Source organism: Desulforamulus ruminis DSM 2154, from assembly GCF_000215085.1.
Classification (GTDB): Bacteria; Bacillota; Desulfotomaculia; order Desulfotomaculales; family Desulfotomaculaceae; genus Desulfotomaculum; species Desulfotomaculum ruminis.
The window spans coordinates 854,285-879,450 of sequence record NC_015589.1 but is presented as its reverse complement, the minus strand read 5'-3'; the positions used below and the strand labels follow the sequence as shown (position 1 = coordinate 879,450).

The 25,166-nt window shown below is 46.2% G+C and carries 24 protein-coding genes, 1 tRNA gene, 1 pseudogene and 1 riboswitch; of the genes and pseudogenes, 14 read left to right on the top strand and 12 right to left on the bottom strand.

Features of this window, described 5'->3' with window-relative positions; translation table 11 throughout:
* Positions 1-46: 46 nt before the first annotated feature.
* Positions 47-487 carry a C-GCAxxG-C-C family protein gene (locus DESRU_RS04340; protein WP_013840898.1) on the bottom strand — a complete coding sequence of 147 codons (441 nt, stop codon included), beginning with the start codon at positions 485-487 and terminating at the stop codon, positions 47-49.
* 324 nt (positions 488-811) lie between these two features.
* Between DESRU_RS04340 and DESRU_RS04335 the strand changes: the two genes are divergently transcribed.
* The 5 genes from DESRU_RS04335 (at position 812) to DESRU_RS04315 (ending at position 5,364) form a co-directional block, all read left to right on the top strand.
* Positions 812-886, top strand: a tRNA-Arg gene (locus DESRU_RS04335).
* Between the two features lie 937 nt (positions 887-1,823).
* The gene (locus DESRU_RS04330; RefSeq protein WP_013840897.1) at positions 1,824-2,270 is read left to right on the top strand and encodes an Hsp20/alpha crystallin family protein; all 447 of its coding nucleotides are present in this window, start codon (positions 1,824-1,826) and stop codon (positions 2,268-2,270) included.
* A gap of 552 nt (positions 2,271-2,822) precedes the next feature.
* Positions 2,823-3,404, top strand: coding sequence for a TetR/AcrR family transcriptional regulator (locus tag DESRU_RS04325; RefSeq protein WP_013840896.1), 582 nt, complete (start codon positions 2,823-2,825; stop codon positions 3,402-3,404).
* Positions 3,405-3,416: 12 nt separating this feature from the next.
* Positions 3,417-3,761, top strand: a complete 345-nt coding sequence (locus tag DESRU_RS04320; protein WP_333542566.1) for an HD domain-containing protein — start codon at positions 3,417-3,419, stop codon at positions 3,759-3,761.
* Positions 3,762-4,545: 784 nt separating this feature from the next.
* A complete protein-coding gene (locus DESRU_RS04315) occupies positions 4,546-5,364 on the top strand; it encodes a putative ABC transporter permease (protein ID WP_013840895.1) in 819 nt (272 codons plus the stop codon).
* 144 nt (positions 5,365-5,508) lie between these two features.
* On the opposite strand, the gene DESRU_RS04310 is transcribed toward DESRU_RS04315, so the two are convergent.
* Both DESRU_RS04310 and DESRU_RS04305 read right to left on the bottom strand, forming a co-directional pair.
* On the bottom strand, positions 5,509-6,870 hold the full coding sequence (locus tag DESRU_RS04310) for a sensor histidine kinase (protein ID WP_013840894.1): 1,362 nt from the start codon (positions 6,868-6,870) through the stop codon (positions 5,509-5,511).
* A complete protein-coding gene (locus tag DESRU_RS04305) occupies positions 6,867-7,586 on the bottom strand; it encodes a response regulator transcription factor (protein WP_013840893.1) in 720 nt (239 codons plus the stop codon). The genes DESRU_RS04310 and DESRU_RS04305 overlap by 4 nt, the downstream gene beginning before the upstream one ends.
* Positions 7,587-7,732: 146 nt before the next feature.
* On the opposite strand from DESRU_RS04305, the gene DESRU_RS04300 reads away from it, so the two are divergent.
* The 4 genes and pseudogenes from DESRU_RS04300 to DESRU_RS21715 form a co-directional block, all read left to right on the top strand.
* On the top strand, positions 7,733-8,647 hold the full coding sequence (locus DESRU_RS04300) for an ABC transporter ATP-binding protein (RefSeq protein ID WP_013840892.1): 915 nt from the start codon (positions 7,733-7,735) through the stop codon (positions 8,645-8,647).
* On the top strand, positions 8,644-9,396 hold the full coding sequence (locus DESRU_RS04295; protein ID WP_013840891.1) for an ABC transporter permease: 753 nt from the start codon (positions 8,644-8,646) through the stop codon (positions 9,394-9,396). The genes DESRU_RS04300 and DESRU_RS04295 overlap by 4 nt, the downstream gene beginning before the upstream one ends.
* A gap of 3 nt (positions 9,397-9,399) precedes the next feature.
* Positions 9,400-10,134 (top strand): ABC transporter permease, encoded by a 735-nt coding sequence (locus tag DESRU_RS04290; RefSeq protein WP_013840890.1) that lies wholly within the window; start codon positions 9,400-9,402, stop codon positions 10,132-10,134.
* 27 nt (positions 10,135-10,161) lie between these two features.
* A pseudogene (locus DESRU_RS21715) lies at positions 10,162-10,305 on the top strand (catalase-related domain-containing protein); the annotation flags it as partial.
* A gap of 121 nt (positions 10,306-10,426) precedes the next feature.
* Here DESRU_RS21715 and DESRU_RS04285 read toward each other — a convergent pair.
* Both DESRU_RS04285 and DESRU_RS04280 read right to left on the bottom strand, forming a co-directional pair.
* On the bottom strand, positions 10,427-11,713 hold the full coding sequence (locus DESRU_RS04285) for a mechanosensitive ion channel family protein (RefSeq protein ID WP_013840889.1): 1,287 nt from the start codon (positions 11,711-11,713) through the stop codon (positions 10,427-10,429).
* A 357-nt stretch (positions 11,714-12,070) separates the two neighbouring features.
* Positions 12,071-12,526 (bottom strand): lactate/malate family dehydrogenase, encoded by a 456-nt coding sequence (locus DESRU_RS04280; RefSeq protein ID WP_013840888.1) that lies wholly within the window; start codon positions 12,524-12,526, stop codon positions 12,071-12,073.
* 121 nt (positions 12,527-12,647) lie between these two features.
* Positions 12,648-12,803, top strand: a riboswitch (cyclic di-AMP (ydaO/yuaA leader).
* A gap of 6 nt (positions 12,804-12,809) precedes the next feature.
* On the opposite strand from DESRU_RS04280, the gene DESRU_RS04275 reads away from it, so the two are divergent.
* On the top strand, positions 12,810-13,631 hold the full coding sequence (locus DESRU_RS04275; RefSeq protein ID WP_013840887.1) for a LysM peptidoglycan-binding domain-containing protein: 822 nt from the start codon (positions 12,810-12,812) through the stop codon (positions 13,629-13,631).
* A 37-nt stretch (positions 13,632-13,668) separates the two neighbouring features.
* Here DESRU_RS04275 and DESRU_RS04270 read toward each other — a convergent pair whose 3' ends face one another.
* From DESRU_RS04270 to DESRU_RS04260, 3 genes are all read right to left on the bottom strand, one after another.
* A complete protein-coding gene (locus tag DESRU_RS04270) occupies positions 13,669-14,367 on the bottom strand; it encodes an endonuclease/exonuclease/phosphatase family protein (RefSeq protein WP_013840886.1) in 699 nt (232 codons plus the stop codon).
* 15 nt (positions 14,368-14,382) lie between these two features.
* On the bottom strand, positions 14,383-14,880 hold the full coding sequence (locus DESRU_RS04265) for a hypothetical protein (protein ID WP_013840885.1): 498 nt from the start codon (positions 14,878-14,880) through the stop codon (positions 14,383-14,385).
* Positions 14,881-14,970: 90 nt separating this feature from the next.
* The gene (locus DESRU_RS04260; RefSeq protein WP_013840884.1) at positions 14,971-15,240 is read right to left on the bottom strand and encodes a hypothetical protein; all 270 of its coding nucleotides are present in this window, start codon (positions 15,238-15,240) and stop codon (positions 14,971-14,973) included.
* Positions 15,241-15,386: 146 nt separating this feature from the next.
* Between DESRU_RS04260 and DESRU_RS19755 the strand changes: the two genes are divergently transcribed.
* The gene (locus DESRU_RS19755; RefSeq protein ID WP_013840883.1) at positions 15,387-15,695 is read left to right on the top strand and encodes a hypothetical protein; all 309 of its coding nucleotides are present in this window, start codon (positions 15,387-15,389) and stop codon (positions 15,693-15,695) included.
* Positions 15,696-15,795: 100 nt separating this feature from the next.
* Here DESRU_RS19755 and DESRU_RS21440 read toward each other — a convergent pair whose 3' ends face one another.
* Together DESRU_RS21440 and DESRU_RS21435 are read right to left on the bottom strand one after the other, a co-directional pair.
* Entirely contained in the window at positions 15,796-15,930 is a 135-nt protein-coding gene (locus tag DESRU_RS21440) for a hypothetical protein (RefSeq protein WP_013840882.1), read from the bottom strand.
* A 233-nt stretch (positions 15,931-16,163) separates the two neighbouring features.
* On the bottom strand, positions 16,164-16,298 hold the full coding sequence (locus DESRU_RS21435) for a hypothetical protein (RefSeq protein ID WP_273484964.1): 135 nt from the start codon (positions 16,296-16,298) through the stop codon (positions 16,164-16,166).
* A gap of 207 nt (positions 16,299-16,505) precedes the next feature.
* Here DESRU_RS21435 and DESRU_RS04250 point away from each other — a divergent pair, with 207 nt between their 5' ends.
* From DESRU_RS04250 to DESRU_RS21080, 3 genes are all read left to right on the top strand, one after another.
* Positions 16,506-16,829: a hypothetical protein gene (locus DESRU_RS04250; RefSeq protein WP_013840881.1), complete on the top strand. Its 324-nt coding sequence runs from the start codon at positions 16,506-16,508 to the stop codon at positions 16,827-16,829.
* Between the two features lie 253 nt (positions 16,830-17,082).
* Positions 17,083-17,766: a helix-turn-helix domain-containing protein gene (locus DESRU_RS21085; RefSeq protein WP_013840627.1), complete on the top strand. Its 684-nt coding sequence runs from the start codon at positions 17,083-17,085 to the stop codon at positions 17,764-17,766.
* Positions 17,767-17,771: 5 nt separating this feature from the next.
* A complete protein-coding gene (locus DESRU_RS21080) occupies positions 17,772-18,644 on the top strand; it encodes an IS3 family transposase (protein WP_207635974.1) in 873 nt (290 codons plus the stop codon).
* An 83-nt stretch (positions 18,645-18,727) separates the two neighbouring features.
* Here DESRU_RS21080 and DESRU_RS04235 read toward each other — a convergent pair whose 3' ends face one another.
* Together DESRU_RS04235 and gltB are read right to left on the bottom strand one after the other, a co-directional pair.
* On the bottom strand, positions 18,728-20,212 hold the full coding sequence (locus DESRU_RS04235; RefSeq protein WP_013840880.1) for a glutamate synthase subunit beta: 1,485 nt from the start codon (positions 20,210-20,212) through the stop codon (positions 18,728-18,730).
* 27 nt (positions 20,213-20,239) lie between these two features.
* The gene (gltB, locus tag DESRU_RS04230; RefSeq protein ID WP_013840879.1) at positions 20,240-24,850 is read right to left on the bottom strand and encodes a glutamate synthase large subunit; all 4,611 of its coding nucleotides are present in this window, start codon (positions 24,848-24,850) and stop codon (positions 20,240-20,242) included.
* Positions 24,851-25,166: the final 316 nt, after the last annotated feature.

Genomic DNA, 25,166 nt, shown 5'->3' with positions numbered 1-25,166 from the left:
ATAAAGTTTTTAAGCTTGCTCTATAATATCAAGGAAATCAATGTGTTTACCAAATTTCTTTTACGATCTCTACAGCATCCCTAATTACATGGAAACATACTTTTTCACCTATTCCTAACTCTTGGGCCCGTTTCATACCTTCCGGTTTTGTAAAATCAATACCCGTAAGTTCTTTGCAGGTGTAGCAGCCATGCTTTATTTTAATTCTATGGATTAGCTCCTGGGTAAGAAAGAAGGTTTTATGTTGACCATCCATGCCGGAACGCCCCTCATGATTTCCATGTTTTAATCCGATAGCCAAAATTGCCCCACTAACAGCCCCGCAAATATCCCCTTGACCTGCTATTCCGGCACCTAAACCGGTAGTCATCTTTAAGGCCAATTTCGGTTCTAAGCCAAGTTCTTCACCCAGGGTAGAAAATACAGACTGACTACATAAAAACCCACTTTTCATTAATGCTACAGCCTTGTCAGAAGAAGCAGACATCGTATCCCTCCTGATTAATTATGAATATAATCAAATATGAATTAATTCATTTTTTATTATAATTGCTAAATGCTAGACAGTCAATTAGTATGAAATATTCATATTATCAAGGTCTTTCTTTGGGTTTGGACTTACCTTAAAAAACCCTTTTTTCCGCTTACATTTGCTTAACCATACGATTTATAATATAAATGTTTTTTAAAATTATAGGTTCCCGTTGAATTGCGGCGCAACCCGTGAAAACACCTACTTGTTCATAAGTTTTTACGCTCTTCCCTTGCAATTTGCAAAAATGCTGCTATAATTTAATAGCGTAGTAAGTTTGCGCCTGTAGCTCAGGGGATAGAGCGCCGGCCTCCGGAGCCGGGTGCACAGGTTCGATTCCTGTCAGGCGCACCATAATAAAAAAACCGCTAGGGATAATCTCCCTACCGGTTTTTTTATTTTCTAAGTGAATATTAACTTCGGCTACCGCGCAACCCCATCGCGGGGTTCCAGGGGTCAGCGTCCAACCAGCAGAATCTCCTGGGGTCAAAACGGCATCCTACGCACAGTCGTTGATTTCTCCGGTCGGTGAAGCGCAATAATCCTATCACGGCTAGATAGCTTCAACAGGCTGGCCTTTCAAATTGTCCCTGGCATGGGGATACGCTTATGAGCCGTATGTGATCAAACATTATTTGGAAAAACAAAACAGCCACATGCCTGATAATTCATTTAAAACCAAGAAATTTAACGAAAATAAATGATTCATTCAGGTATTCCAGATTTAATTCCGATAAAAACGAAAATCTCTTCTTCCTTCCTCTTTTTTGCTACTTGAAATACCATTAAAAATAAATATTATAATAATCGTTAGCACTCGATTATGGAGAGTGCTAACAAAGAGTTTTCCAAGTCCCGGGCTTATGTTCAATCAGAGAAAGGAGAACCGTGGGGTGCCGTATCATTGAAATTTAAACCAGTACATGTCGCCGATGGGAAAATTCCAGGGGAAAACATTACTGGACTTGATTGATCAGTTTCATGGTAGGCTTTATGGCACTGAAATTTATGGAAAAAACACGGGAATGCTTTTCCCCTGTTCTATAAATGCTTTCCGTCCAGGTGTATTCTGGCGATGTTTCCGGTAACGCGGGTCTATACCGCCGCGCGGTTGCCTCGCATGCTTTCCAATACCAACCGTACACCGCGCGAGCTGCCGACGGTCGAAGTCCTGCGCTGGCCCCGAGCTACGGCAAATCGCACGCCTATTATCTTTTAAAATTGCTTGGTTATTAACGCTGATTGGGCCAAGCGTTAATATATAAAATATAATGTAAGAAAGTTGTTGATCATGGCAGGATTAGTTCCTTTTAACAAAAGGGAAAACAGTCTACTTAGTACCGGCTTTGAAGGCTTCCAAAACATGCTTGACGACTTTTTTGCAGACGCCTGGCCGTTTACAAGAAGCCTTGCCGGTGACACTTTTAAAATTGATGTACAGGAAAATGAGAAAGAATATATTGTCGAGGCGGAGCTGCCCGGAGTTAAGAAGGAAGAAGTGGACGTCTCACTGAACGAGGGAAGGCTCAATATTACGGTTAGCAAAAAGGAAAACGTCGATAAAAAGTATAAGAATTATATCCATAGAGAAAGACGGCTTTCCTCGATGACCCGCAATATATTCTTAAGGGATTCGGATTCCGAGGGTATTAAAGCGAAGCTTGAGGAGGGACTGCTGACCATTACGGTTCCTAAAGTGGTAAAACCCGATAATTTCGTCAAAATTACAATCGAATAACTTAAATATGTACACACCGGTGCGGCCCGCCGGTGTGTTTTTAAAAGGACTGCAAAGTATTTTAGATGCGCAAGGCAGTGGGCCTCCAAGGAAGTCTTTTACCGCTGTGCCGCCCCGCGGAGACGAAGCTGCCAAAAGAGCGCAGGGCGGTATTTGGAGACGCGGCCTATATTGCTTCTCCCGTGGCGTTTTGACGTCAAGCGGAAAACTGCTTTGTCCTAATAGGGAGCAATGTGAAATCGAATCAATATTACCGTCATTAGACATTTATCACGCTAATATTGATTCAATGTTGACCGCAGAAAATTTGCCTATCTGATGGTGCAATTGTACTCTCTCTTCTAAAATATAAGATGGGGACTTTTTTATTAAAATTTACGCCTTTTTACGTTTTTATATAAGGTAAAACAATTTTGAGTTATTTATGATAAAAAATGACAGACGTAGTGACTATGATATTTTGAGACGTGCAAAGGCCTTGTAGCTTGACAAAAGCAAAGCACAGTGATAAAATTAGGACGTACGTACGAATTATTTTGATAGAGGTGCACTATGGGAAGAAAGACCAACAAAATGAGCCCATCGGAAAAAATCCTGCATACAGCCTTTGAATGCCTTTCTGCAAGGGGATATGCAAATGTATCCATGCGCAACATCGCCGATGAGGCCGGAGTAGCGTTGAGCCAATTAACCTACTACTATCGCAATAAGGAAACACTGTTTCTTGAAGTGATCCATCTGATGATGCTGCAATATTTAAGAGAAATTGAGAAAAAGCTGGAAACTGCCGCAGACACAAAGCAAAAATTAGCCTCCCTCATTGAATTTTTTAAGGATTTGCTGAGAGATAATCCCAAGCTGCTTAAGTTATTTATCGATTTTACCGCCCAGGCGTTGTGGATTCCATCCTTCAGAGAACACCTGGATAACCTTTTTCACCGCTTAGCGGAACTGATCGAAAGAAATCTTTTGACTGACACAGAAACCGCCAATCGGTATCCGGGATATTCTGCTCAGAGTGTATCCAAATTAATATTGGGCGCTTTGTTCGGAACCTCCATTCAAATCATACTCGGTTCCAGCAGGGATGACTCTCTCGAATCCTTATATTTGGCGGAAAGCTTATTAAATTAAAAGGAGAGTATCATGATCGGCTGGATTATATCCAAATTAAAACTAGAACCGGATTCTTCTGTTGATGCTGAATACATTGGCTGTATAAGCGACTTGATTGACCATCCAATGGTCAGATCGATGAAAAATTATATTCATCACGGAAACATTGATTGTTTACAGCATAGCCTTTATGTATCCTACAACAGTTACCTTATATGCAGGAAAATAAACCTTGACTACCGATCTGCGGCCAGGGGCGGGTTCCTGCACGATTTTTTCCTATACGACTGGCATGTTGCAACGCCACATCGAGGCCTGCATGGCTTTGCGCATCCCCGTATCGCTTTGCAGAATGCAAAGCAACATTTTTTTTAAACCAACTGGAACAGGATATTATTCTCAAACACATGTGGCCTCTGACAATTAAACTGCCGAAGTATAGGGAAACCTATGTTATCTCTATGGTAGATAAATATTGTGCAACCATGGAAACTTTTAACTTTGGAGAACGAAAAAACGTGCGCAGACTTGAAAGCACATTATTTTGTTAACGTGTTTTCCGGAAGACGGAGCGGGAGAAAATCAGCATTAATTCCGGCACAGATATAGAACGCTTTTTAATTGTATTTGAGATTGTGGCCGGCAAATAATAGGGATTCCTAGGATTGGAATCATTTTGGAGCAGCAGCAAAAACTGATTTTATTCTAAAACACAAAGTCCTCTATTGACAAAAACGACGTTTTTTCAATCTTTTGACAAACGCCGTTTTTATCTAATTACCGGAAATATTCCATATGTTAGATTGCATGGTAGAAAAATGAATAAAGGTAATGGTAATCATTGTTCTTTGCGAAAAACATAACCATTATTTCTTTACCTCTTACAGACGCTACCTAATCAACGAGAAATTTTCAAATACTGCGTGTCAAGTGTGTAAACACGTTGGAAAAATGGGCTGTGGCCGCAGACTGCATCTGGAGTGAAAATCAAGGCTGCAGTTGTTGCACAGGATGTGCGATAAATGCGGTAGAAACGCAGCCATAGAAAGTGGCAGCCAAGCGAAATAAGGTACGAAGTGATACAGTCCAAGGCGTTTTACCAGACAACCTGGGCTGCTCATGACTATTTGAAACAATAGAATGGGAAGAGGCTGTGATAATGACTTTATTGGAATGGTTTCTATGTTTTTTTACTTATAGCTTTATGGGATGGGTATATGAGTCGCTGGTGTGCTCCGTGGACGAGAAAAAATTAGTCAATCGCCGTTTTCTAAATGGGCCGATCTGCCCGGTGTATGGCTTTGGAGCATTGGTCTGCATTCTGTTCCTATACCAAAGAATAGAGAATGTCTTTGTTTTGTTTTTGGCAGGAATATTTTTAACTTGTACCGTGGAATACATTACCGCCGTCTTACTTGAAAAACTATTTCATGCTAGATGGTGGGATTATTCAACTTACCGTTTCAATCTTCACGGGCATGTTTCCCTTTTAGGCGCGATTGTTTTCGGGACGCTGTCGGTGCTTCTTATTCTCTACATTCACCCGCCCGTTGCAACTTTGATTGCTCAACTGTCGGACCGGATGCAGGTTGTATTATCGTTAATTCTGTTGAGCCTTGTTTTGCTGGATTTGTATGTTACTGTGCGCCATCTTTTGCGTTTAAACAACCGGCTGAAAGATATACAAACGGCAATCAACTTCTTTTTGAGCCAATATACAAAACGTGTGGGAGAGCTAAAAGGTGCTGTACTAGACAAGTTTGAAGAAAGCGAGTTTTATAACGATCAAATTAGAACGCTGTTTCATTTGGATCGCATTCAGAACACAAGGATCATTAGGGCATTCCCTAATATGCGGTCTTTTAAATACAACGACGCATTTCAAAAGCTGAAAAAATTGCTGGGTTTTGTGAAAAAAAATAATCATGGGTTATGCGTGATTATCAGGGAAAGGGTCCTGCTGTATTTAATGCATTAACTATGCTCTAAGCCAATTGAGAGCTTAGGATAAAACGATGATTCGGTATTATATAAGACAAATGCTGCCAGATTTTGCAGCATTGATCTACATTTTTTACGTTGTTGCAGCCTGCTCGTCTTCGTTCAAACCAATATGCCATCGTCAGCAAGGCAGGCGCAACCGCACCTCACAGCCTCCTTCAGGTAAATTGGTAAAGTCCGCCGTCCCGCCATGCACCTTGGCGATTTGCCGGACAATCGTAAGGCCCAGCCCGCGGCTCGGGATATGGGCTTTTTCTTCCTCCCGCTTCTTCATTTGCTTCAAAAACTCTTCGGAAAATCCAATACCATTGTCCGAAACAACAACTTCGCAGTAAGATAAGTTTTTGTCCAGTGCAACCCAAATCGCACAGCCTTTGGGATTATGCTGTACGCTGTTTTGAATCAAATTGGCAACAGAGCGCCGCAGCAGTTCCTCATCTCCTAAAATTCTTGCATTTTGAGCGGCTTCGCTGATAGCTAAGTCAATGATATGATGCTCGCAAAGTCCTCCATTCAAAAAATCGGCGCAAACACTGCGCAAAAGGGCGGCCAGCGGAACCCCCTTTTTGCGTATCGGTTGCATATCATACTCCAGCTTTGATGCAAGATTTAAGTCATTCACCAGCGTTTTGATCCGTTCGCTTTGCTTGCGTACGATGCCCGCCTGCTCTCTGACGGATAAGGGAAGCTCGGAATTCTCCTCCAATTGGCTGGCATATCCCATCGCCATGGAAAGCGGTGTTCGAATATCGTGCGATACGCCGGCAATCCAGGCGGTCCGGGCGTAGTCTCTTTTCTGTAAGTCGGCTTCCTGCCTTTGCAATTGTCGGGAGGTTTCATTAAGCTGCATTGCAAGGTCGCCTAAAACACCTTTTTTCGGAAGCTCTACCCGTTGTTTTTCCGCCATTCTTTCAATTCCGTCCGCCAGCAAACGAAGGGAACGGAACAGGCGCCACCCCAGCAGCAGCGCAAGGAGCACAGCGGCAATCCCGTTTATCGCCAACCCAAAAGGAATCCACAAAAGCGTTTTGTCCATAACGTTTTGCGGCAACTCCATACCCATTTTCCAGATGCTTCCCTTCGGGCAGCCCATGACTAAAAGCCCGTCCGCATGCCGCCAGACATACACCGGATAATCCTGGAGGTACCACCGAGTGAAGCTTGCCACTTCCGGCACAGTATAGTTTTTGAAAAGCGCTTTCGGCAGGTGCCGGCTCCAGAGTATATCACCCTGGTCATTCAGCAGCATGGCCCATTCATAGCGAGCATTCATTGCTTCCTGTGCAGCTTCGGACAGCATGTATCCATCCTCCTGCTTTTGCAGCCCGTCCGCAATTCTGGAAATCCGGTAAGCATATCCGTCTTCCTGCTGCATTTCAGCCAGCCAAAAGAAAAGCAAGGCGATATTCAGCGCCAGCAAAACCAGCGTGATGGCTGCGGCGCTCCCCACATAGCGGACGAAAATCTTTATCATGCCTTTCATGCTTCCGTCACCCCGATCAGCTTATATCCCAATCCACGCACAGTCAGAAGATAGCATGGGGACGAAGGATTAGGCTCAATTTTTTCCCGCAGACGGCGGATGTGCACCATCAGCGTGTTTTCATATCCATACAAATCATCCCCCCATGCTGCCCGGCACAGACTGTCGCCGGTGACAATATTTCCTTTGTTCTCGTGTAACTTTTCGAGCAGGACAAACTCTTTGGCGGTCAGTACCAACTGACCCTTTGGAAACGTCACGGTGGCGCTGTTTAAATCCACCTCGGCGGCGCCAAGCCAAAAAACAGGTTTTTTCGGCTGCCGTACCGGAGCAGGGAAGTAGGTGCGGTTTAATACCGCTTTAAGTCGCAGCAGCAGCTCCCGCGGCAGAAAAGGTTTTGTAATGTAGTCGTCCGCACCAAGCCCCAACCCAAGCAGGCGATTTTCATCCTCATCCCTGGCCGACAGGAACAATACCGGTACTGCCGATATGCTTCTAAATTCACTCATTAGGGCAAAACCGTCGCCATCGGGCAGAGAGACATCCAGAATTACGCCGTCAGGCTTTTGTCTTTGAAACAGCTCTCTTGCCTGTTTACAGTCGGCTGCCGTTACGATCTTCTGAAATCCTTCCTTTTGAAGAATTTCTTTAAGCATCTTACATAAAGCTGGCTCATCATCCACCAGCAAAATTTTGCAATCAAATAGGTTATCCATCTTCATCACCGGCTTTTATTATAAAGGATTAAAAAAGAATTTGTATGGTTTATACAACATTTAAGGTAACCGTAAGGTTGCCTACAGGCTGATGTAAGCGAGCCATGCTATGCTGTTTCCTGCAATCTATGAAAGGTGGTATGGGCATGGCTGCGATCATCCAAACAAACGGCTTATGTAAGCAGTACGGAAAGATTCTGCGTGTAAAGGATTTGGATTTATCCGTCCCGGAAGGAGCCGTATACGGCTTTCTCGGCCCTAACGGAGCAGGGAAATCAACGACGTTGAAAATGATACTGGGTCTGGCAAAGCCGACGGCCGGAAGTATTACCGTTTTTGAGAAAACGGTGAATAGCAAAAACCGGATGTCTATTTTAAAAAACGTAGGTTCACTGATAGAGTCCCCCAGTTATTATGGGCATTTAAGCGGGCATGAAAACCTGCAAATCATCTGTACCTTGAAAAGTGTCCCGGAAAAAGAAATCGAGCGGGTGCTTCAGATTGTCCGTCTGGAAAAGCAGAAGGACAAAAAGGTAAGCCAGTACTCTTTGGGAATGAAGCAGCGTCTGGGGCTTGCCTGCGCCCTTTTGGGCAGCCCGAAGCTTTTAATTCTGGACGAGCCGACCAACGGCCTTGACCCGGCCGGTATTCAGGAGATGCGAGAGCTGATCTGCTCCTTGCCAAAGGAATACGGCATGACAGTGCTGGTTTCCAGCCATTTACTCAGCGAGATCGATCAAATGGCCACCAATGTGGGAATCATCAGCAAAGGCGAGTTGATTTTCCAAAGCAGTTTAGCCGCCCTGCACCAAAAAAGCAGCCGCCGCATCGCCATCCGCACGCTGGATAACGCCCGGGCTGCATCCGTTTTACAGGAGCAGGGGATTGGCGTTGAGATGCAACAGAATTATTTGCTGCTGCCGGAGCTTGACGATCCGGAACTGGCACGGCATACTATGCGGCTATTTGAACGCAATGTTCAGATTGTGCGCATCGAACAGCGTGAAAAAAGCCTGGAGGACATTTTTCTCGAACTGACCGGAAGGGCGGTAAGTTTATGATCAGAGCGCTGTCTGTTGAATTCCGAAAGACCCGGTACAGAAAAATCTGGATGATTGTTGCCGCGCTGATTGGATTTCAATTTTTGTGGGCCTTTTGGGGATTTTGGGATATGGACGTACATGACTTACAGCAGGGTTGGATGACATGCCTGTACCAGTTCCCTGTTCTCAACGCCATCATGATGCCGGTGATCACGGCCGTAATTGCCTCAAAGCTCAGCGATGTGGAGCATAAAGGCCAGACTTTCAGACTTCTGGAGACCCTCATACCCGCTGGAAGGCTGTTTAATGCGAAATTTTTGTGCGGTGCTTTTTATATACTGTCCGTAACCCTGCTGCAACTTGCGACTATTCTTCTGTTGGGCTATTTCGCAGGCTTTACCGGCCCTGTACCGTTGGCTCAAATGGGTTATCATCTTTTTTTTACATTTTGTGTGAGCATCACGCTCTTATTGCTTCAGCAGGTTTTATCCTTGTTGTTTGTCAATCAAATGGTATCGCTCAGTGTGGGGTTGATCGGAGGTTTTGCGGGACTTTTTACCATGTATTTGCCGCAGCAATTTTCCAAGCTGGTTCTATGGAGCTACTACGGCGTGCTCATGGTGGTCGGCATGGATTGGGATCGTGCAACACGGATTACCAATTATTACTGGGTCGAGATTGACTGGGCGGGATTTTTTCTTCTTGTCGCGGCGTTCTTTGTAATTTATATCATTGGGCGCACCCTGTTTACCCGAAAGGAGATGTGAGCCATGTTTTACCGTACTCTGAAGGCGGAATGGATGAAGCTGCGGCACAGCCCTGTTTGGTTTGCGTTTGTTCTCCTGCCGGTTCTGCCCGCATTTATCGGAACTTTTAATTACGTACAAAATATCGGGATTTTACAGGAGGAATGGTACAGCCTGTGGACACAGCACACCCTGTTTTCCTGCTATTTCTTTCTTCCCGCTATTATCGGCGTATACTGCTCCTATCTGTACAGGTTGGAACACATGAACTATAACTGGAACACGATTATGACAGCGCCGGTACCGGTAAGCGGTCTGTTTCTTGCAAAGCTTTTGACCGCCTCGGTTATGGTGGTTCTTACACAAGTTTGGATCGGAATCCTATTTGTGCTGTCCGGCAAGCTCGCCGGGCTGTCCTCTCCGGTTCCGCCGGAATTGCTTGAATGGCTGCTGACCGGCTCAGCCGGAGCCATCGTAATCTGTTCCGTGCAGCTTTGCCTTTCTCTTGTCATCCGAAGCTTTGCCGTACCGGTGGGGATTGCCCTGATTGGCGGTATTGTCGGGCTTGCGATGCTTGCGAAAGGTTACGGAGTCTTGTTTCCTTACTCGCTGTTAAGCCTCGGAATGCGTGCCAATCAGCCCGGCGGCCCGATGCAGTGCAGCCTGGAGCAGTTCCTTCTCAGTTGCGCACTGTATCTTCTGGCCTGCGTGCTATTCGCTGTCTTCTGGATGAAACGTCGAGATGTCAATACCGGATAAGATTATAAACTACATGAGTTTTACTCGCTCATGTCTGCTCTTGAAAAGGAACATCTGATTTCAAATTTAATAGAAGCCTTAAGTCAAGTTTATGAACCGATTCAAAGGAGAACCCTGGCACATTTTATGCAGATCGATGGTGAACTTGGCACTATAGTAGACAAGGGTTAAACTTATCCCTATAATTGAAAGGGTAAGGTTAAAAACCCCGGAAACGGACCTGAGGAGCTTATTTAGTTACTAAAAGTCAGCGGTTAAGCCATTTCCCGGCTTAACCGCTGATTTAAATCCTTTATTGATTATTGGAGTTTTTTCCCATGCTACTGTGCCAAGCGGCTGCCTTTTCATTCTCCAGGGCGCTTCTGATGTCCTGTCCTGACGGTTGCTGGAAGACGCTCAGCCCAAATCTTGGGGCAGCGGCAAAGAGGTGATCAAATATATCCGACTGGATTCCCTCGTAGTCCACCCATTGAACGGTGTTTGCAAAGGCGTAAATCTCCAGAGGTATTCCCTGTCCTTCGGCCGGAAGCTGTCTTACCATCAGCGTCATCTCCTTGTGTATGCCGGGATGCCGCTTCAAATAAGCCCTCATGTATTCTCGGAATGTACCGATATTGGTCAGTCTGCGCCCGTTTACAGGCTCCGAAAGGTCAATATTCCCCTTGAGATTGTATTCCTCCACCTCCTGCAGCTTTTCCTCAATGTAGTCCTTTAATAGCTCCATTCTGCGAAAGCGTTCGATCATGGCGTCCGAGCAAAGATTTACGCTTCCGGCATCAATATAAATCGCCCTCTTGATCCTGCGTCCACCCGAGGCCTGCATCCCCCGCCAGTTTTTAAAAGCATCGGACACCAGGGCGTAAGCCGGGATAAAGGTAATGGTTTTATCGAAATTTTCCACCTTGACGGTATTTAGGGACAAGTCGATCACGATTCCATCCGCCGCATATTTCGGCATCTCAATCCAGTCGCCGATGCGTATCATATCATTTGAGGTCATCTGTATCCCCGCCACAAAGCCAAGGATTGAATCCTTGAAAACCAGGGTGGTAACGGCGGTCATGGCACCGATGCCACCCAGCAGCACCAGCGGACTTTCACCAATCAGACCGGCAATGATTACAATGAAGCCGATAATAAACACAGCCACCTTAATAATCTGCAGAAGCCCACGCATGGGCCTCACTTTAGAAATTTCGTAGGTTCTGTATATCTCATCGACAGCATTGATCAGCGCGTCTGCCACGCCCATCATGACGGCAACCGTATACACCAGCACGCCACGCATGATCAGTTCCTCGTACTTTGGAAAAGTACCCGCAAAGAGAGCGATAATAATGGGCGTCACAAGATGAGAAAGGCGTTGGAAAACCCTTTTTTCAAGTAAAATATCATCCCAGCTCGGCCTGCTCTTTTTGGCATAACTGGTGACAATTTTTAAGAGAATTTCCTTGGCAATAAGCCTTGATAACACGCAAATAATCCCTATGACCAGCAAAATTACGGCATTGGCGGCAAAATCGGCCATAGCGCCCTGACTTCCAAAGCGCTCTAGAAAGGCGATGATTTTAGTATACATGTCAGCACCTCCTTCTTTTCCCGCGTATTACATTCCAACTTATTTTAATGGAATGCCTCTCTGCTATCAAGCAAATGGGGTGACTTTTCTTTATGATTTTTTAATCTTTCATATGGAATAAAATTAATTGGTTAGTCCAATAACTTTTATAATTCCATAAGACCATAAGCTGAAAAGTAACAACTACTATAGGTTACGCACTTATATTCCTCTTTGGTCCTGTAGACAATAATTGTGCTGGGACTCCTTTAGTTCGCAGGCCATTATCTTAATAATCATGGGATAGCAAGAAAGTTATAAGTTTCTCTTAAATCCCCAACGCTTGAATAACCTTCTTTAAAATCCTGGCGGAATTCCTTAGCCCCTCCTCCTCTTCCACGGACATGGCAGGGGAATCACTTCGCTTCTTCCTCTCCCATTTATAATACAGGACATGCTTAAACAACACCCTTCTATATCATAAAGATGATCAACCAGTCCCGAAACCGTCAAGATAGAATTCTCATCCCTGATCACAGCTTCGCAGATGCGTTTCAGGACAAAGGCAATGGCAGGTTTTTGATTGCTGCCTGCCGTAAATATGATGATATGGGCATCCCGGCAGTCTTCAAAATCTCCGGCTATTACACCGGCAGGTTTCGTGAACACAGCGGCATCCCCCAGGTTCAGCGCCTCTCCCTTAGCCTTATCCTTATCGACATCAACCAAAACCAAATCACTGGCCAGCCCACTGGACATAATGGCAAAGGCCACCGACGCTCCAACCTGACCTGCCCCGATAATGGCTATTTTTACTCCCGTCTGGCTTTCCAAAAAAACACCCCCAGAGCTAAATGCAAAAATATTATTTCCCAATAAATCAATGCTATGTGAACAATTACCAAATATTGAGGGTGGACACATTTATGGAAAACCAGTAAAATAATTCATAACTTTACAAAAGAGGCCGAATCTCCGCGAAAACCGGAGTACGGGGGACAAATTTTACGGGGTGAATCCGCTGCCTTTTTACGGAGGTGTCTACAGGTGCGGTAGGGTGCCCTTCAACCCGAACCCGACAGCTAACCTCGAAGGCCAAAGGAGGGAAAAGGTTCCAATGAATTTTTTCGTCCGTTTTAAACGGATCTTTGTATCTGTCTGCGTTTTGGGAGTGCTCATTCCTGCAGCCATTGCTTATGCTGCCACTTATACGGTTGTTCCCAGTGACTCCCTGTCCGCCATCAGCCAGAAGCTGAACGTCAGTGTCGAGCAAATTAAGACCGCCAACGGACTTACCGGCGATTTTCTGGAAATTGGCCAAATATTGACCATTCCGGACCATCCGGCTGCCGGTTCTGCTGCTCCCGCCAATACCACCTATACCGTTAAACCGGGGGACAGTCTTCATGTCATCGCCCAAAAATATAACATTCGTCCCGAGGCCTTAATTCTAACCAATAGCCTCACGGGTAATTTAATCTACCCCGGACAGCAGTTAATCGTTCCCGTCGCCACTTCCCGCAGCGCCGGACCGGTGGCGGTAGAGGTGAGCAGGAGCGCCAAACGGCCGGTAATACCCTATACGGAAGAAGAACTGGACCTGCTGGCCCGTCTGGTTACTGCCGAAGCAGGCGGGGAACCGGTGGAGGCTCAAGTGGGAGTAGCTGCCGTGGTGATTAACCGGGTGCAGAGCAGTTCTTTCCCTAATACCATCTCAGAAGTCATTTATGCCCGTAATCAGTTTGGCCCGGTACAAAATGGTTGGATTAAACGCCCTGCCACATCCACTGCCCTGGAGGCCACTGAGAAAGCCCTGTACGGTGAAGATCCAACCAATGGCGCGTTGTACTTCTTTGATACTTCAACAAAAAATTCTTATTTACGTTCTCTCCCGGTACTGGCCAATTATGGTCATATGATTTATGCCAATACGAAATAGTTAGTGAATTAAAAACGGCACCCCACCAGGTGCCGTTTTATGTTACTTTTAAATTTAATTGAACTACCACAGGCAGGTGGTCTGAAGCATAGGACTGTAAAGTATTGGCTGAAACGACCTGCCAATGATGCGACACAAAAATAAAATCCAATTGTTCTTCCGGCTGCCAGGCCGGAAAAGTGCTAAATCCACCCGTAACCTCCGTGGCCTCCCTTAGGACGTTGGATAACGCGGCAAACTCCGGAGTATCCCGCCCGTCATTTAAATCACCCACCAGAATGGAAGGTTTCTCCGTGGTGGAAATGACTTGCAAAATTTCTTGTACTTGATCCATTCGTTCTTGTCGGTTTAATCCCAGGTGAGTGCAAAAAAAGGAGATCAATTCCTTACCCAACTTGATCTCAGTTTCCAATATCCCCCTTTGTTCACCCTGACTGGGTAATAAATGTCTTTTTACCCCGGTAATGGGCCAGAAGCTCAAGACTGCGTTACCATACTGGGACCAGGGACCCCATTTAAGATTTGGACCATAGGCCCAGTTCCTTCGCAAAATCTCTCCCAGCCTTCTGGGCTGATTGCAGCACCCACTGCGTGGAAGATACTTATCCACTTCCTGAACTCCGATTAAATGGGCTCTTGAAAAGGCAAGAACCGCAGCCGCACGGTTCAAATTCACCTTATCATCCATACCACGGCCATGACAAATATTGTAACTGACAACCCGAATGGTTTCCAATGATCATCACCCCGGCTAACTGAGGAGGACTCCGTTCGATATTTTTCTGGCTGTATTCAGGAGGTTGCACAGAGGATCCACTAAACCCCCGACATTCAGGCTGGGAGGAATATTGGCGGCTTTATGGGCCAGGTTTACCAGGCCCTTGTTGGCATCTTTTATCAAGAACCCTTCTGCAGCCTTTGGACTGATTAGAGAACATTCAACCAGTCCCCTGTCCGGCAACAATAATAGATTCCTATAATTTATAAATTGACTTAATTGTTCCCAAGTATCTTTTGGGAAACCAATAACGCTGATATTCCCATCATCCCACAGAATCTCCAGGGTCACCAGACAGCGGTTCAAAGATTTAATGATGACCAGATTCCAATCCAAATGATATTGAACATTTTCCCCCAGAGCCAAGCGTTCGCAATAACCAGCCATTTCATCCTTTAAGGCAGGAACCACAAGAAAACTCGTATCCGTTAGCGCACCGATGATTTTTGGGTATGCAATTGCTCCCCCCATAGCATTCCCCCATCCTGTCACTAATACTATGGTTAAGATATGCTATGCACTGCAAAACCGGGCTGTGACTGGTTTACCCCGATGGGAAAATTAATCCCTTCCCCGCCGGTTAAAGTCCTGGGCCCACCGGTTATATTCATCAAGCATTTTAGCTGCCTTGGGCCATAGCTCTCCTTCCGGGGCAAGTACCCGCACCGCAAAGCCCAGACCGGATACAAACCCTGCGGCTACACCCCTTTGATAATCGGGTCCGTGTTGATGTTCTCCGGAAGGTTTTTCATTGATTGCCGTGGTTTTTAGTTCCGTAAGCTTTCGCTGTAATACCTCTAATAAATAATCTTCCCTTTGCTGTTCATCCATTTGAATTAATTCCTTTTGTGTAACGATTTTTTCTCACACTCCTTAAAAGCTTGTCATGATTTTCCATTATATCAATTGGATAGACATTTTACACCCCTTTCCCGTCCAGGGCCTCCCCATTATAATTGTTTTCAGGAGGCGGTGTTATGGAAAAGGAATGGGAAATAATAGAAGAAATGATTGAGCTCACCGGAGAAAATGAAGCCTATTATTTATCCCAAGCCACAGCCCGCAATATTAAAATCCGGGGCAAGATGATCCGTTCCAGTGACGGAAAACTTTATCCGGTGCTGGTAAAAGCCATGTATCGCCCTGTCCAGTCCAAGACTGCACCGGACCAAGAAAATTTATGCTGGATACCCGTTAAACAATCTCCAAACCATTCCTCAAAGCCAACGAGCCAAAAATGGTATCATCCTCTTGTAAACTGGGCAAAAAGAATGATTCGCGCCTAACCGAATAATAAAAATAAATGCAATGCCCTTAATTCTAAATAGGCATTGCATTTTACGTTGTTAGGGATGGCAAAGGATTGGATACACCGAGGGTTCCCATTTATGAGCCCTGGACTTTCCGAAGTGCAGCATACATTTTATAGGCACAGCCCGTTCTAAGTTTCTGTCCTTCATCAATACGGACCAACTGCACTTTTCCATTTAAAATTTTAATTTTACCAATCAGTTTCGACATAATCTGCACCTCCTTCTTTTAATATTTTATTCCTTGTGAAAATAATAACAATACCTTTTAAAAAAATCAACCCACTCTCTTTTATTCGTAATTGTAAAATAAGTCACAACTTTCTTGGTAAACCTCTACTCTGAAATATGTAAATGTTCTATATTTTCCATTTTCAAATTTTTAAGCAAAAAAAAATAAACCCGGCTTATAGCCCGAGTTTACAGTATTTTTGAAAGATTCCACTATGCGCCTTTCACCTTCCTCAAAGCGGCATACATTTTATAACAGGAACCTGTTCTGATCTTTTTCCCATCACCAATTCGGATCAACTGTATTTTACCGTTTACAATTTTAATCTTTCCAATTAATTTAGACACTTTTTTACACCTCCAGGCCCTTGACTTGAGAAAATTATAACAATCCTTAATTGGATTGGCAATAACTTCTGTTTTAAGTTCAAATTGTAAAATAAATCACTTAATTCGAATACTGACTATTCCCTTCATTATGATTTTAAAACTTTTTGTAATATTCTTTCTCCCTCTTTTATAAACATGTAACAGTTGGACAAGGAGGTGAATTCCGTGAAAGTCGACAGAAACCTTTGGCGTGCTATTTTAAAGGATTTTTCCTGGAGCAATATTAAAAGAGTTCTTATTATGGATAACAGTCCCCATGGCGAATTCTCTTTAGAAAAACAAATTGAAGAGGCCAAGCAGGCCTGGCTTATCGCCCAAAGGCAAATGGATTGGGCCGATAAAGATTTGCTGGAATCCGCTATTTTATACACCACCACCTGCGAGAGGCGATATATGGGGCTGATGCAAAAAGCCAAAGCCCAGGGTTTTACCAGTTGGAAACAGTCCGATTTAACCGCTCCATCTCCATCTTCATCTCCCTCCGCCTGAACAGCAACGGTTTCATTTTGCCACGGCTAGTAGGAATAGAACACGCATTGAACGGATTATACGATTTGCACGGATATTAAATAAAAGATTTAAAAATCCGTGTGAAGCAGTGAAATCGTTAAATTCGTGTTCTATTATTTTTTAGACAAGAAGGAACTGTGCAAAACGAACCATACTGTGTTCATTCTGATATGCTCCCCATATGGTAGACAGGTTAAATAAAAAAACCGGCTATCATGAGGGGAGCATTTTAATGTCAAAAATAAATCAATACAAAGCAGCAGAGAAACTAGCAATACTACAGGAACTTGAAACAGGTCAGGCTACCTGTGTAGAGATAGCTAAAAAATATGATATTAGTGTGACTACCTTGGTTAAATGGCGACATCGATATGAATTGTACGGATATGAAGGGCTAGAAATAAAAACCCATTTTAATAAATATTCACCAGAACTTAAACTTCAAGCCGTTCAGGATTACCTTTCGGGCGAATACTCACAGTATCAAATTATAGATAAGTATAAAATAGCGAGTCGGACACAACTGGCAAGGTGGATTAACAAGTATAATAATCATAGCAGTTTTAAATCCTACCCATCGGAAGGAGCCAAGGCTATGACTAAAGGGCGCACTACCAGTTGGCAAGAACGGATTGAGATGGTCCTATACTGTCTTTCTCATAACCATGATTACCAAAACACCTCAGAGAAATATCAAGTTTCATACCAGCAGGTTTATCAATGGGTTAAGAAATATGAAGCAGGTGGAGAAGAGGCCTTAAAGGATAGACGGGGACGGAAAAAAGCACCGGAAGAATTAAGTGAGAGCGATCGGCAAAGGCTTGCTATGAAAAAACTAGAATACGAAAACGAGCGACTTAGAGCAGAAAATGCCCTGTTAAAAAAGTTACAGGAACTCGAAAGGAGGAGGTTTTAAGCCAAATCCGGCATCAGAAGATTTATGACGCGATTCAAGCGGTACAAGGAGAAGAGCATTTTAGTCTAGTCTTATTGTGTGAAATGGCGCAGATTTCACGTTCAGGCTATTACAAATGGTTAAAGCGAAAAGTAAGTCCTCGCGAACAAGAAAATCAGCAACTCATGCAAGCGATGCTCCTGCTCTACGAGAAGGTTGAAGGCATTTATGGGTACCGTCAATTAACCATCAATTTAAGACGGGAAACCCATCAGTCGATTAACCCGAAGAGGGTCTATCGCCTCATGAAGCTTGCTGGAATTCAATCCGTCATCCGTAGAAAGAAAAAGAAATACATTCGATCAACTCCTGGGCAGATCGCAGAAAATCTTTTAAACCGCCAGTTCACAGCAGAGGAATCGAATGAAAAGTGGTTGACGGATGTAACTGAATTCAAATACGGAAAGGGTCAAAAAGCATATCTCAGTGCGATTCTCGATTTACATGATAAATCCATCGTATCCTATGTTTTAGGCCATTCGAATAACAACCGTCTTGTTTTCGAGACCCTGGACTTGGCTCTTCAAACGGCACCCGGCAGCACACCCATAATTCACAGTGATCGGGGTTTTCAGTATACCTCCTGGGGCTTCAAGAAACGACTAGAAGCTTATGGCTTAACTCAGAGTATGTCTCGGGTTGGCAAGTGTATTGATAACGGACCGATGGAAGGCTTCTGGGGAACGCTTAAGTGTGAGAAGTATTATCTACATAAATATCAAACCTTTGAAGCTCTTAAGAAGGACATTGATGATTACATCTATTTTTATAATTATGAGAGGTTACAGGCCAAGTTAAACAGCCTTAGTCCGATGGAAGTTCGAACCAAGGCTGCCTAGTTTATTTTTATTTTTTGTCCTGTCTACTTGTCGGGGGGCAGTTCATTCTGCCACAGCCCCTTCATTTATACTATGAATCAAATTTATACCAGTTGCGTGGAACCCATCAAGTAACGGTCGCACTCCCGGGCCGCTCCCCGTCCTTCGTTGATTGCCCATACCACCAGGCTTTGACCCCGGCGCATATCCCCGGCGGCAAATACTCCTTTCACACTGGTGGAAAAACGACCATATTCGGCCTTGACGTTGGTTCGCTCATCCCGTTCCACAGCCAGTTGCTCCAGCAAAGTTTCTTCAGGCCCGGTAAAACCCATGGCCAAAAGTACCAGTTGAGCAGGCCACACCTTTTCGGTTCCGGGAATTTCCTTGGGCACAAAGCGTCCCTGTTCATTCCTTACCCATTCGACCTGAACGGTATGCACTTCTTTTACCTGTCCCTGTTCATCTCCAACAAATCTTTTGCTGGTAATGCAATATTGCCGCGGATCGTCCCCGTAAAGGGCAGCCGCCTCCTGTTGGCCGTAATCCACTTTTTGTATTCTCGGGTACTCCGGCCAGGGGTTATTGGGACCCCGCTCCAAAGGGGGCCGGGGCATGATTTCTAGCTGAAAAACGCTTTTGCATTTATGGCGCAAAGCGGTTCCAACACAGTCGGTGCCGGTGTCGCCGCCGCCGATCACAATTACATCTTTTCCTTCGGCGGAGATAAAATGGCCATCCTGATGATGGGAATCCAATAAACTTTTGGTATTGGCCCCGAGGAAATTAACAGCAAAATGAATTCCCTTGAGCTCCCTTCCTTCCACCGGCAGATCCCGTGGTTTTGTGGCGCCCCCGCAAAGAACGGTGGCATCAAATTCTTTCAGCATCTGCTCGGCCGGAATATCTTTACCCACCTCGGTACCGGTTACAAAGGTAATCCCCTCTGCGGCCATTAAGTCCACACGCCTTTGCACATACCGCTTGTCGAGCTTCATATTGGGGATCCCGTACATCAGCAAACCGCCAATCCGATCGGCCCGTTCAAAAACCGTTACCTGATGACCCGCTTTATTCAGTTGGGCCGCGCAAGCCAATCCGGCCGGTCCGGAGCCCACCACCGCAACCTTTTTGCCGGTGCGTTTGGCGGGGGGCTGCGGTGCCATCCAGCCCTCTTCAAAAGCCTTTTCAATAATGGCTACTTCAATATTTTTTATGGTTACCGGCTCCCCAACCAGCCCCGCAGTACAGGCTCCTTCGCACAGCGCCGGGCAAACCCGGCCGGTAAATTCCGGGAAGCTATTGGTTTTTAAAAGGCGGTGAAGAGCTTCCTTCCACAAGCCCCGGTAAACCAAGTCGTTCCATTCGGACGGCACATTATGGTTGGGACAGCCTGAAGCCATCCCGTTAATCATGATGCCGCTGTGACAAAAGGGCGTTCCGCATTCCATACAACGTGCCGCCTGTATTTTCAGTTTTTCTTCCGGCAATCTGTTGTAAAACTCCCGCCAATCTTTTACCCGTTCCAAGGGTTCACGATTGGCAGCAAGCTCCCTGTTGTATTCCATAAATCCGGTAGGCTTACCCATGACGTACCCCCCAACCCATTTTTCCTGTTAATTGCCGCTGACCCGGGATTTATCCTTCTTATTTTCTTCAAAGGCCGTCATAATGGCTTCCTCACCACTTAGACCTTGGCCATAAGCCCGCTCAATGGCTTCCATCATGCGTTTATAATCCTTTGCGATAACCCGTACAAATTTCGGCAGCAGATCATCCCAATGAGTCAATACTTTTTGAGCCACTGAACTTTGCGTATATTTTAAATGCTGTTCAATCAGATTTTTTACCTCTTGAATCTCTTCAGCATTTTCAAGTTTTTCCAGAAGAACCATTTCCTTGTTGCAGTGATTGGGGAATGTTCCGTCTTGGTCCAGCACATAGGCAATACCGCCCGACATCCCTGCTGCAAAGTTTCTGCCCGTTGAGCCAAGCACTACGACCCGCCCGCCGGTCATATATTCACAGCCATGATCACCCACGCCTTCCACCACTGCCCGCACACCACTGTTTCTGACACAGAATCTTTCTCCCGCCACACCGCGGATATAGGCTTCTCCAGAGGTTGCACCATAAAACGCCACATTGCCGATAATGATATTTTCCTCAGGAACAAAGGTAGATTGGGCTGGCGGGAAAACAATGACTTTTCCACCGGAAAGCCCTTTACCCACGTAATCATTGGCATCCCCTTGCAAAGCCAGTGTAATTCCTCTGGGGACAAAGGCACCAAAACTCTGTCCGGCACTGCCGTCAAAGGTCAACTGAATGGTGTCCTCCGGCAGGCCTACGGCACCGTAACGGCGGGTAACCTCGCTTCCTAAGATGGTGCCCACCACCCGGTTAATATTGCGGATAGGCAATCGGGCCTGTACCGGTTCTCCCTTTTCCAGCGCAGGACGGCAGATATCTAAAAGCTGCTGCATGTCAAGGGATTTCTCCAGCCGGTGGTCCTGAGCTATACGGCAATATTTGCCCACCGTTTCAGAAATATCCGGTTGATGAAGCAGTGTGGAAAGGTCCAATCCTTTTCTCTTCCAGTGATCCGCAGCATCACAAATATCCAGTACGTCCGTTCTGCCGATCATTTCATTGATGGTACGGAAGCCCAGTCGAGCCATGACTTCCCGCATTTCCCGGGCAATAAACTGCATAAAGTGAACCACATACTCCGGTTTTCCTTTAAAATTCTTGCGCAGCTCCGGATTCTGGGTGGCAACACCCACCGGGCAGGTATCCAGGTTACAAACCCGCATCATGACACAGCCCAAAGCAACCAGGGGCGCGGTGGCAAAGCCATATTCCTCCGCACCCAGGAGTGCGGCAATCACCACATCCCGGCCGGTCATCAGCTTGCCGTCGGTCTCCACCACAATTCTGTCGCGCAGTTTGTTCAACACCAGCGTTTGATGGGTTTCGGCCAAACCCAGCTCCCAGGGCAGTCCGGCATGCCTCATGCTGGTACGCGGGGATGCACCGGTGCCGCCGTCATAGCCACTGATCAACACCACATCGGCCCGCCCCTTGGCAACCCCTGCAGCAATGGTGCCCACGCCAACCTCTGAAACCAGCTTGACATTAATTCTTGCTCTGGGATTGGCGTTCTTAAGATCGTGAATTAACTCCGCCAGGTCTTCAATGGAGTAGATATCGTGGTGCGGCGGGGGGGAAATCAAACCGACACCGGCCGTGGTTCCCCGCACCTCGGCAACCCAGGGATATACTTTACCGCCGGGCAGTTGCCCCCCTTCGCCGGGTTTTGCCCCCTGGGCCATCTTAATTTGGATTTCATCCGCATTAACTAAATAATGGCTGGTAACGCCGAATCGGCCGGATGCCACCTGTTTAATGGCACTGCGCCTTAAATCGCCGTTGGCATCAGGAATAAAACGGGCGGGATCTTCTCCCCCTTCCCCGGTGTTGCTTTTACCACCGATCCGGTTCATGGCAATGGCCAGGCATTCATGGGCCTCTTTGCTGATGGAACCGTAAGACATGGCGCCGGTTTTAAAACGGCGGCAGATAGCCTCTACGGACTCCACTTCCTCAATGGGTACCGGCGGCTGGTTTGATTTAAAGGAAAACAGCCCCCGTATGGTAGAACTTGTTTTAGCCTCTTTATCCAGCAGGCTGGAATATTTTTTAAAGGAGTCATAATCACCGTTGCGGCAGGCCTGTTGTAAGTAGTAAATGCTTTGGGGATTATACATGTGTTCTTCCCCGTTATGGCGCCACTGGTAGGCGGATCCTGAATCAAGGGTAGGATCTGCACCTTCCTCATAAGCCCGCCGGTGGCGAAGTTCCACTTCCCGGGCGATGGCATCCAAGCCAATACCGCCAATGCGGGAAGGGGTCCAGGTAAAGTATTGGTCAATCACCGACTGGTGAATGCCAATCGCTTCAAAAATCTGTGCTCCGCAGTAACTTTGAATAGTAGAAATGCCCATTTTGGACATGACCTTGACGACCCCCTTGGTGGCAGCCTTGATGTAGTTCTTGGCGGCCTCTTCGGGGCTTAGTTGGCAAATGTATCCCCGCTGAATCATATCGTCCAGGGTTTCAATGGCCAGATAAGGATTAATGGCGCTGGCGCCGTAGCCCAGTAAAACGGCAAAATGGTGCACTTCCCGTGGTTCTCCGGATTCCAGCAGCAAACTGACTTTGGTACGGGTCCCTTCCCGAATCAAATGGTGATGCAGACCGGATACCGCAAGGAGGGCGGGAATAGGGGCCTTTTCCGGGTTCACCCCTCTATCGGATAAAATCAGCAGGTTGGCACCCTCGGCAATAGCCAAGTCCGCTGCTTGAAAGAGTGCAGCCAATGCCTTTTCCAGCCCCTGACTGCCATCGGCCGCCGGGTACAAAATGGGCAGGGTGACAGCCCGGAAACCCTCTTTCCGGATACCACGCAGTTTGGCCAAATCTTGGTTGCTCAGAATGGGTGTTTTCAGCCTGATTCTGCGGCAACTGTCCGGCTCCGGCTGAATCAAATTCTTTTCAGAACCGATGGTGGTGCCGGTAGCCGTTATGATTTCCTCCCGGATGGCATCAATGGGAGGATTGGTAACCTGGGCAAACAATTGCTTAAAGTAGGTATATAATAGCTGAGGCTTTTCCGACAGCACGGCCAGAGAGGCGTCATTTCCCATGGCTCCTACCGGGTCAACGCCGTTTTTGGCCATGGGCTCCAGAGTTTTGAGCAAGTCTTCATGGGTATAGCCAAAGGCCTGCTGTCGCTGGAGGCTGTTTTCAGCCGCCCCTTCCGGAACTTCCGCAGTCCCCGGAAGATCCTCCAGGTTCATCATATAATCGTTAATCCACTGGCGGTAAGGATGTTCACAAGCAATCCGCTGCTTTAACTCTTCATCCGTAACAATCCTGCCTTCTTCCGTATCCACCAGCAGCATTCTGCCCGGCCGGAGACGTTCTTTATAGGCGATGTTGGCCGGATCGATATCCAGCACACCCACTTCGGAAGCCAGAATAATCATGTCATCCTTAGTTACATAATAACGGGAAGGCCTTAAACCGTTGCGGTCCAGTACTGCGCCGATCATTTTGCCGTCGGTAAAAGCAATGGCGGCAGGACCATCCCAGGGCTCCATCAGACAGCTATGATACTCGTAAAAAGCTTTCTTTTCGTCGCTCATGCCTTCATGATAATACCAAGGCTCAGGAATCATCATCATTGCAGCATGGGGCAAAGACCGGCCGGAAAGGAAAAGAAACTCCATACAATTGTCGAAGATTAAAGAATCACTGCCTTCCTGGTCAAGCACCGGCAGGATCTTTTTAAAATCATCCCCGAACAGCTCCGACTGGCACATGGCCTGACGGGCGTGCATCCAGTTAACATTCCCGCGCAGTGTGTTAATTTCGCCGTTGTGAATTAAATAGCGGTAAGGGTGAGCCCTTTCCCAACTGGGAAAGGTATTGGTGCTAAAGCGTGAGTGTACCAGGGCCAGAGCAATTTCCACATCCGGCTGTTGCAAATCAAGATAAAACTGATCTAACTGCTCAGGTGTGAGCATTCCCTTATATACAATGGTCCGGGAAGACAAACTGGCAAAGTAAAAAGTTTCTCCCTCTTCTAAAAGGGAACGACGGACCTCTTTCCGGGTGCGTTTTCGAATAACGTAAAGCTTGCGTTCAAAAGTCAGGCTGTCCTTTACTTCCGGGGCTGCTCCAATAAAAACTTGGAAAATGGACGGCTGGGCCAGCTTGGCCGCTTCGCCGAGCATCGAGTCGTTTACCGGGACTTCCCTCCAGCCCAGTAAGGTTTGCCCCTCTTCCTCGATAACCTGTTCCAGTATGCGCCGGCAGCCTTCACGCTGCTCCGGATCCCTGGGCAGGAACAGCATACCCACGCCGTACCGGCCCGCAGGAGGCAGATCCATATTTAATTTCTCACACTCTTTGACAAAGAAACCATGGGGAATCTGGATAAGAATTCCTGCCCCATCGCCGGTATTAACCTCGGCGCCCTGACCTCCGCGATGGTCGAGGTTCATTAGAATGGTCAGAGCCTGGCGCAAAATTTCGTTTGATTTTTCCCCTTTTATGTTGGCTACAAACCCAATACCACAGGCATCGTGCTCGAATCGCGGGTTGTACAAGCCTTGTTTTAGGGGTAATCCATTAAGACTTCCGGGAGACATACCAGTCATGGCGTTATTACCTCCTATTGCTAAATATTTTAACGCCGGGAATCGAGTTGTTGGCGGTTATTAAATCCATCCACCACAAAATCCCGCTCATCAAATTAAATCCTTTTGTTTAAACATTTTTTGAGTTTTGTTGAGGCGGGCCAGTGGCTGTCATTTCACGATACCTGCCTTCTCCAAAGTATTAAACAACTAAATAGTTAGAATTTTCTGCCTAAATGAAAAGGGGATAAAAATGCCCGGATAAGGCAATACCCTTTTAAGTACGCTTGCCCGGGCAAAAACCTTTACTGCTTCTATCTTATCTATGGAGGGGAAG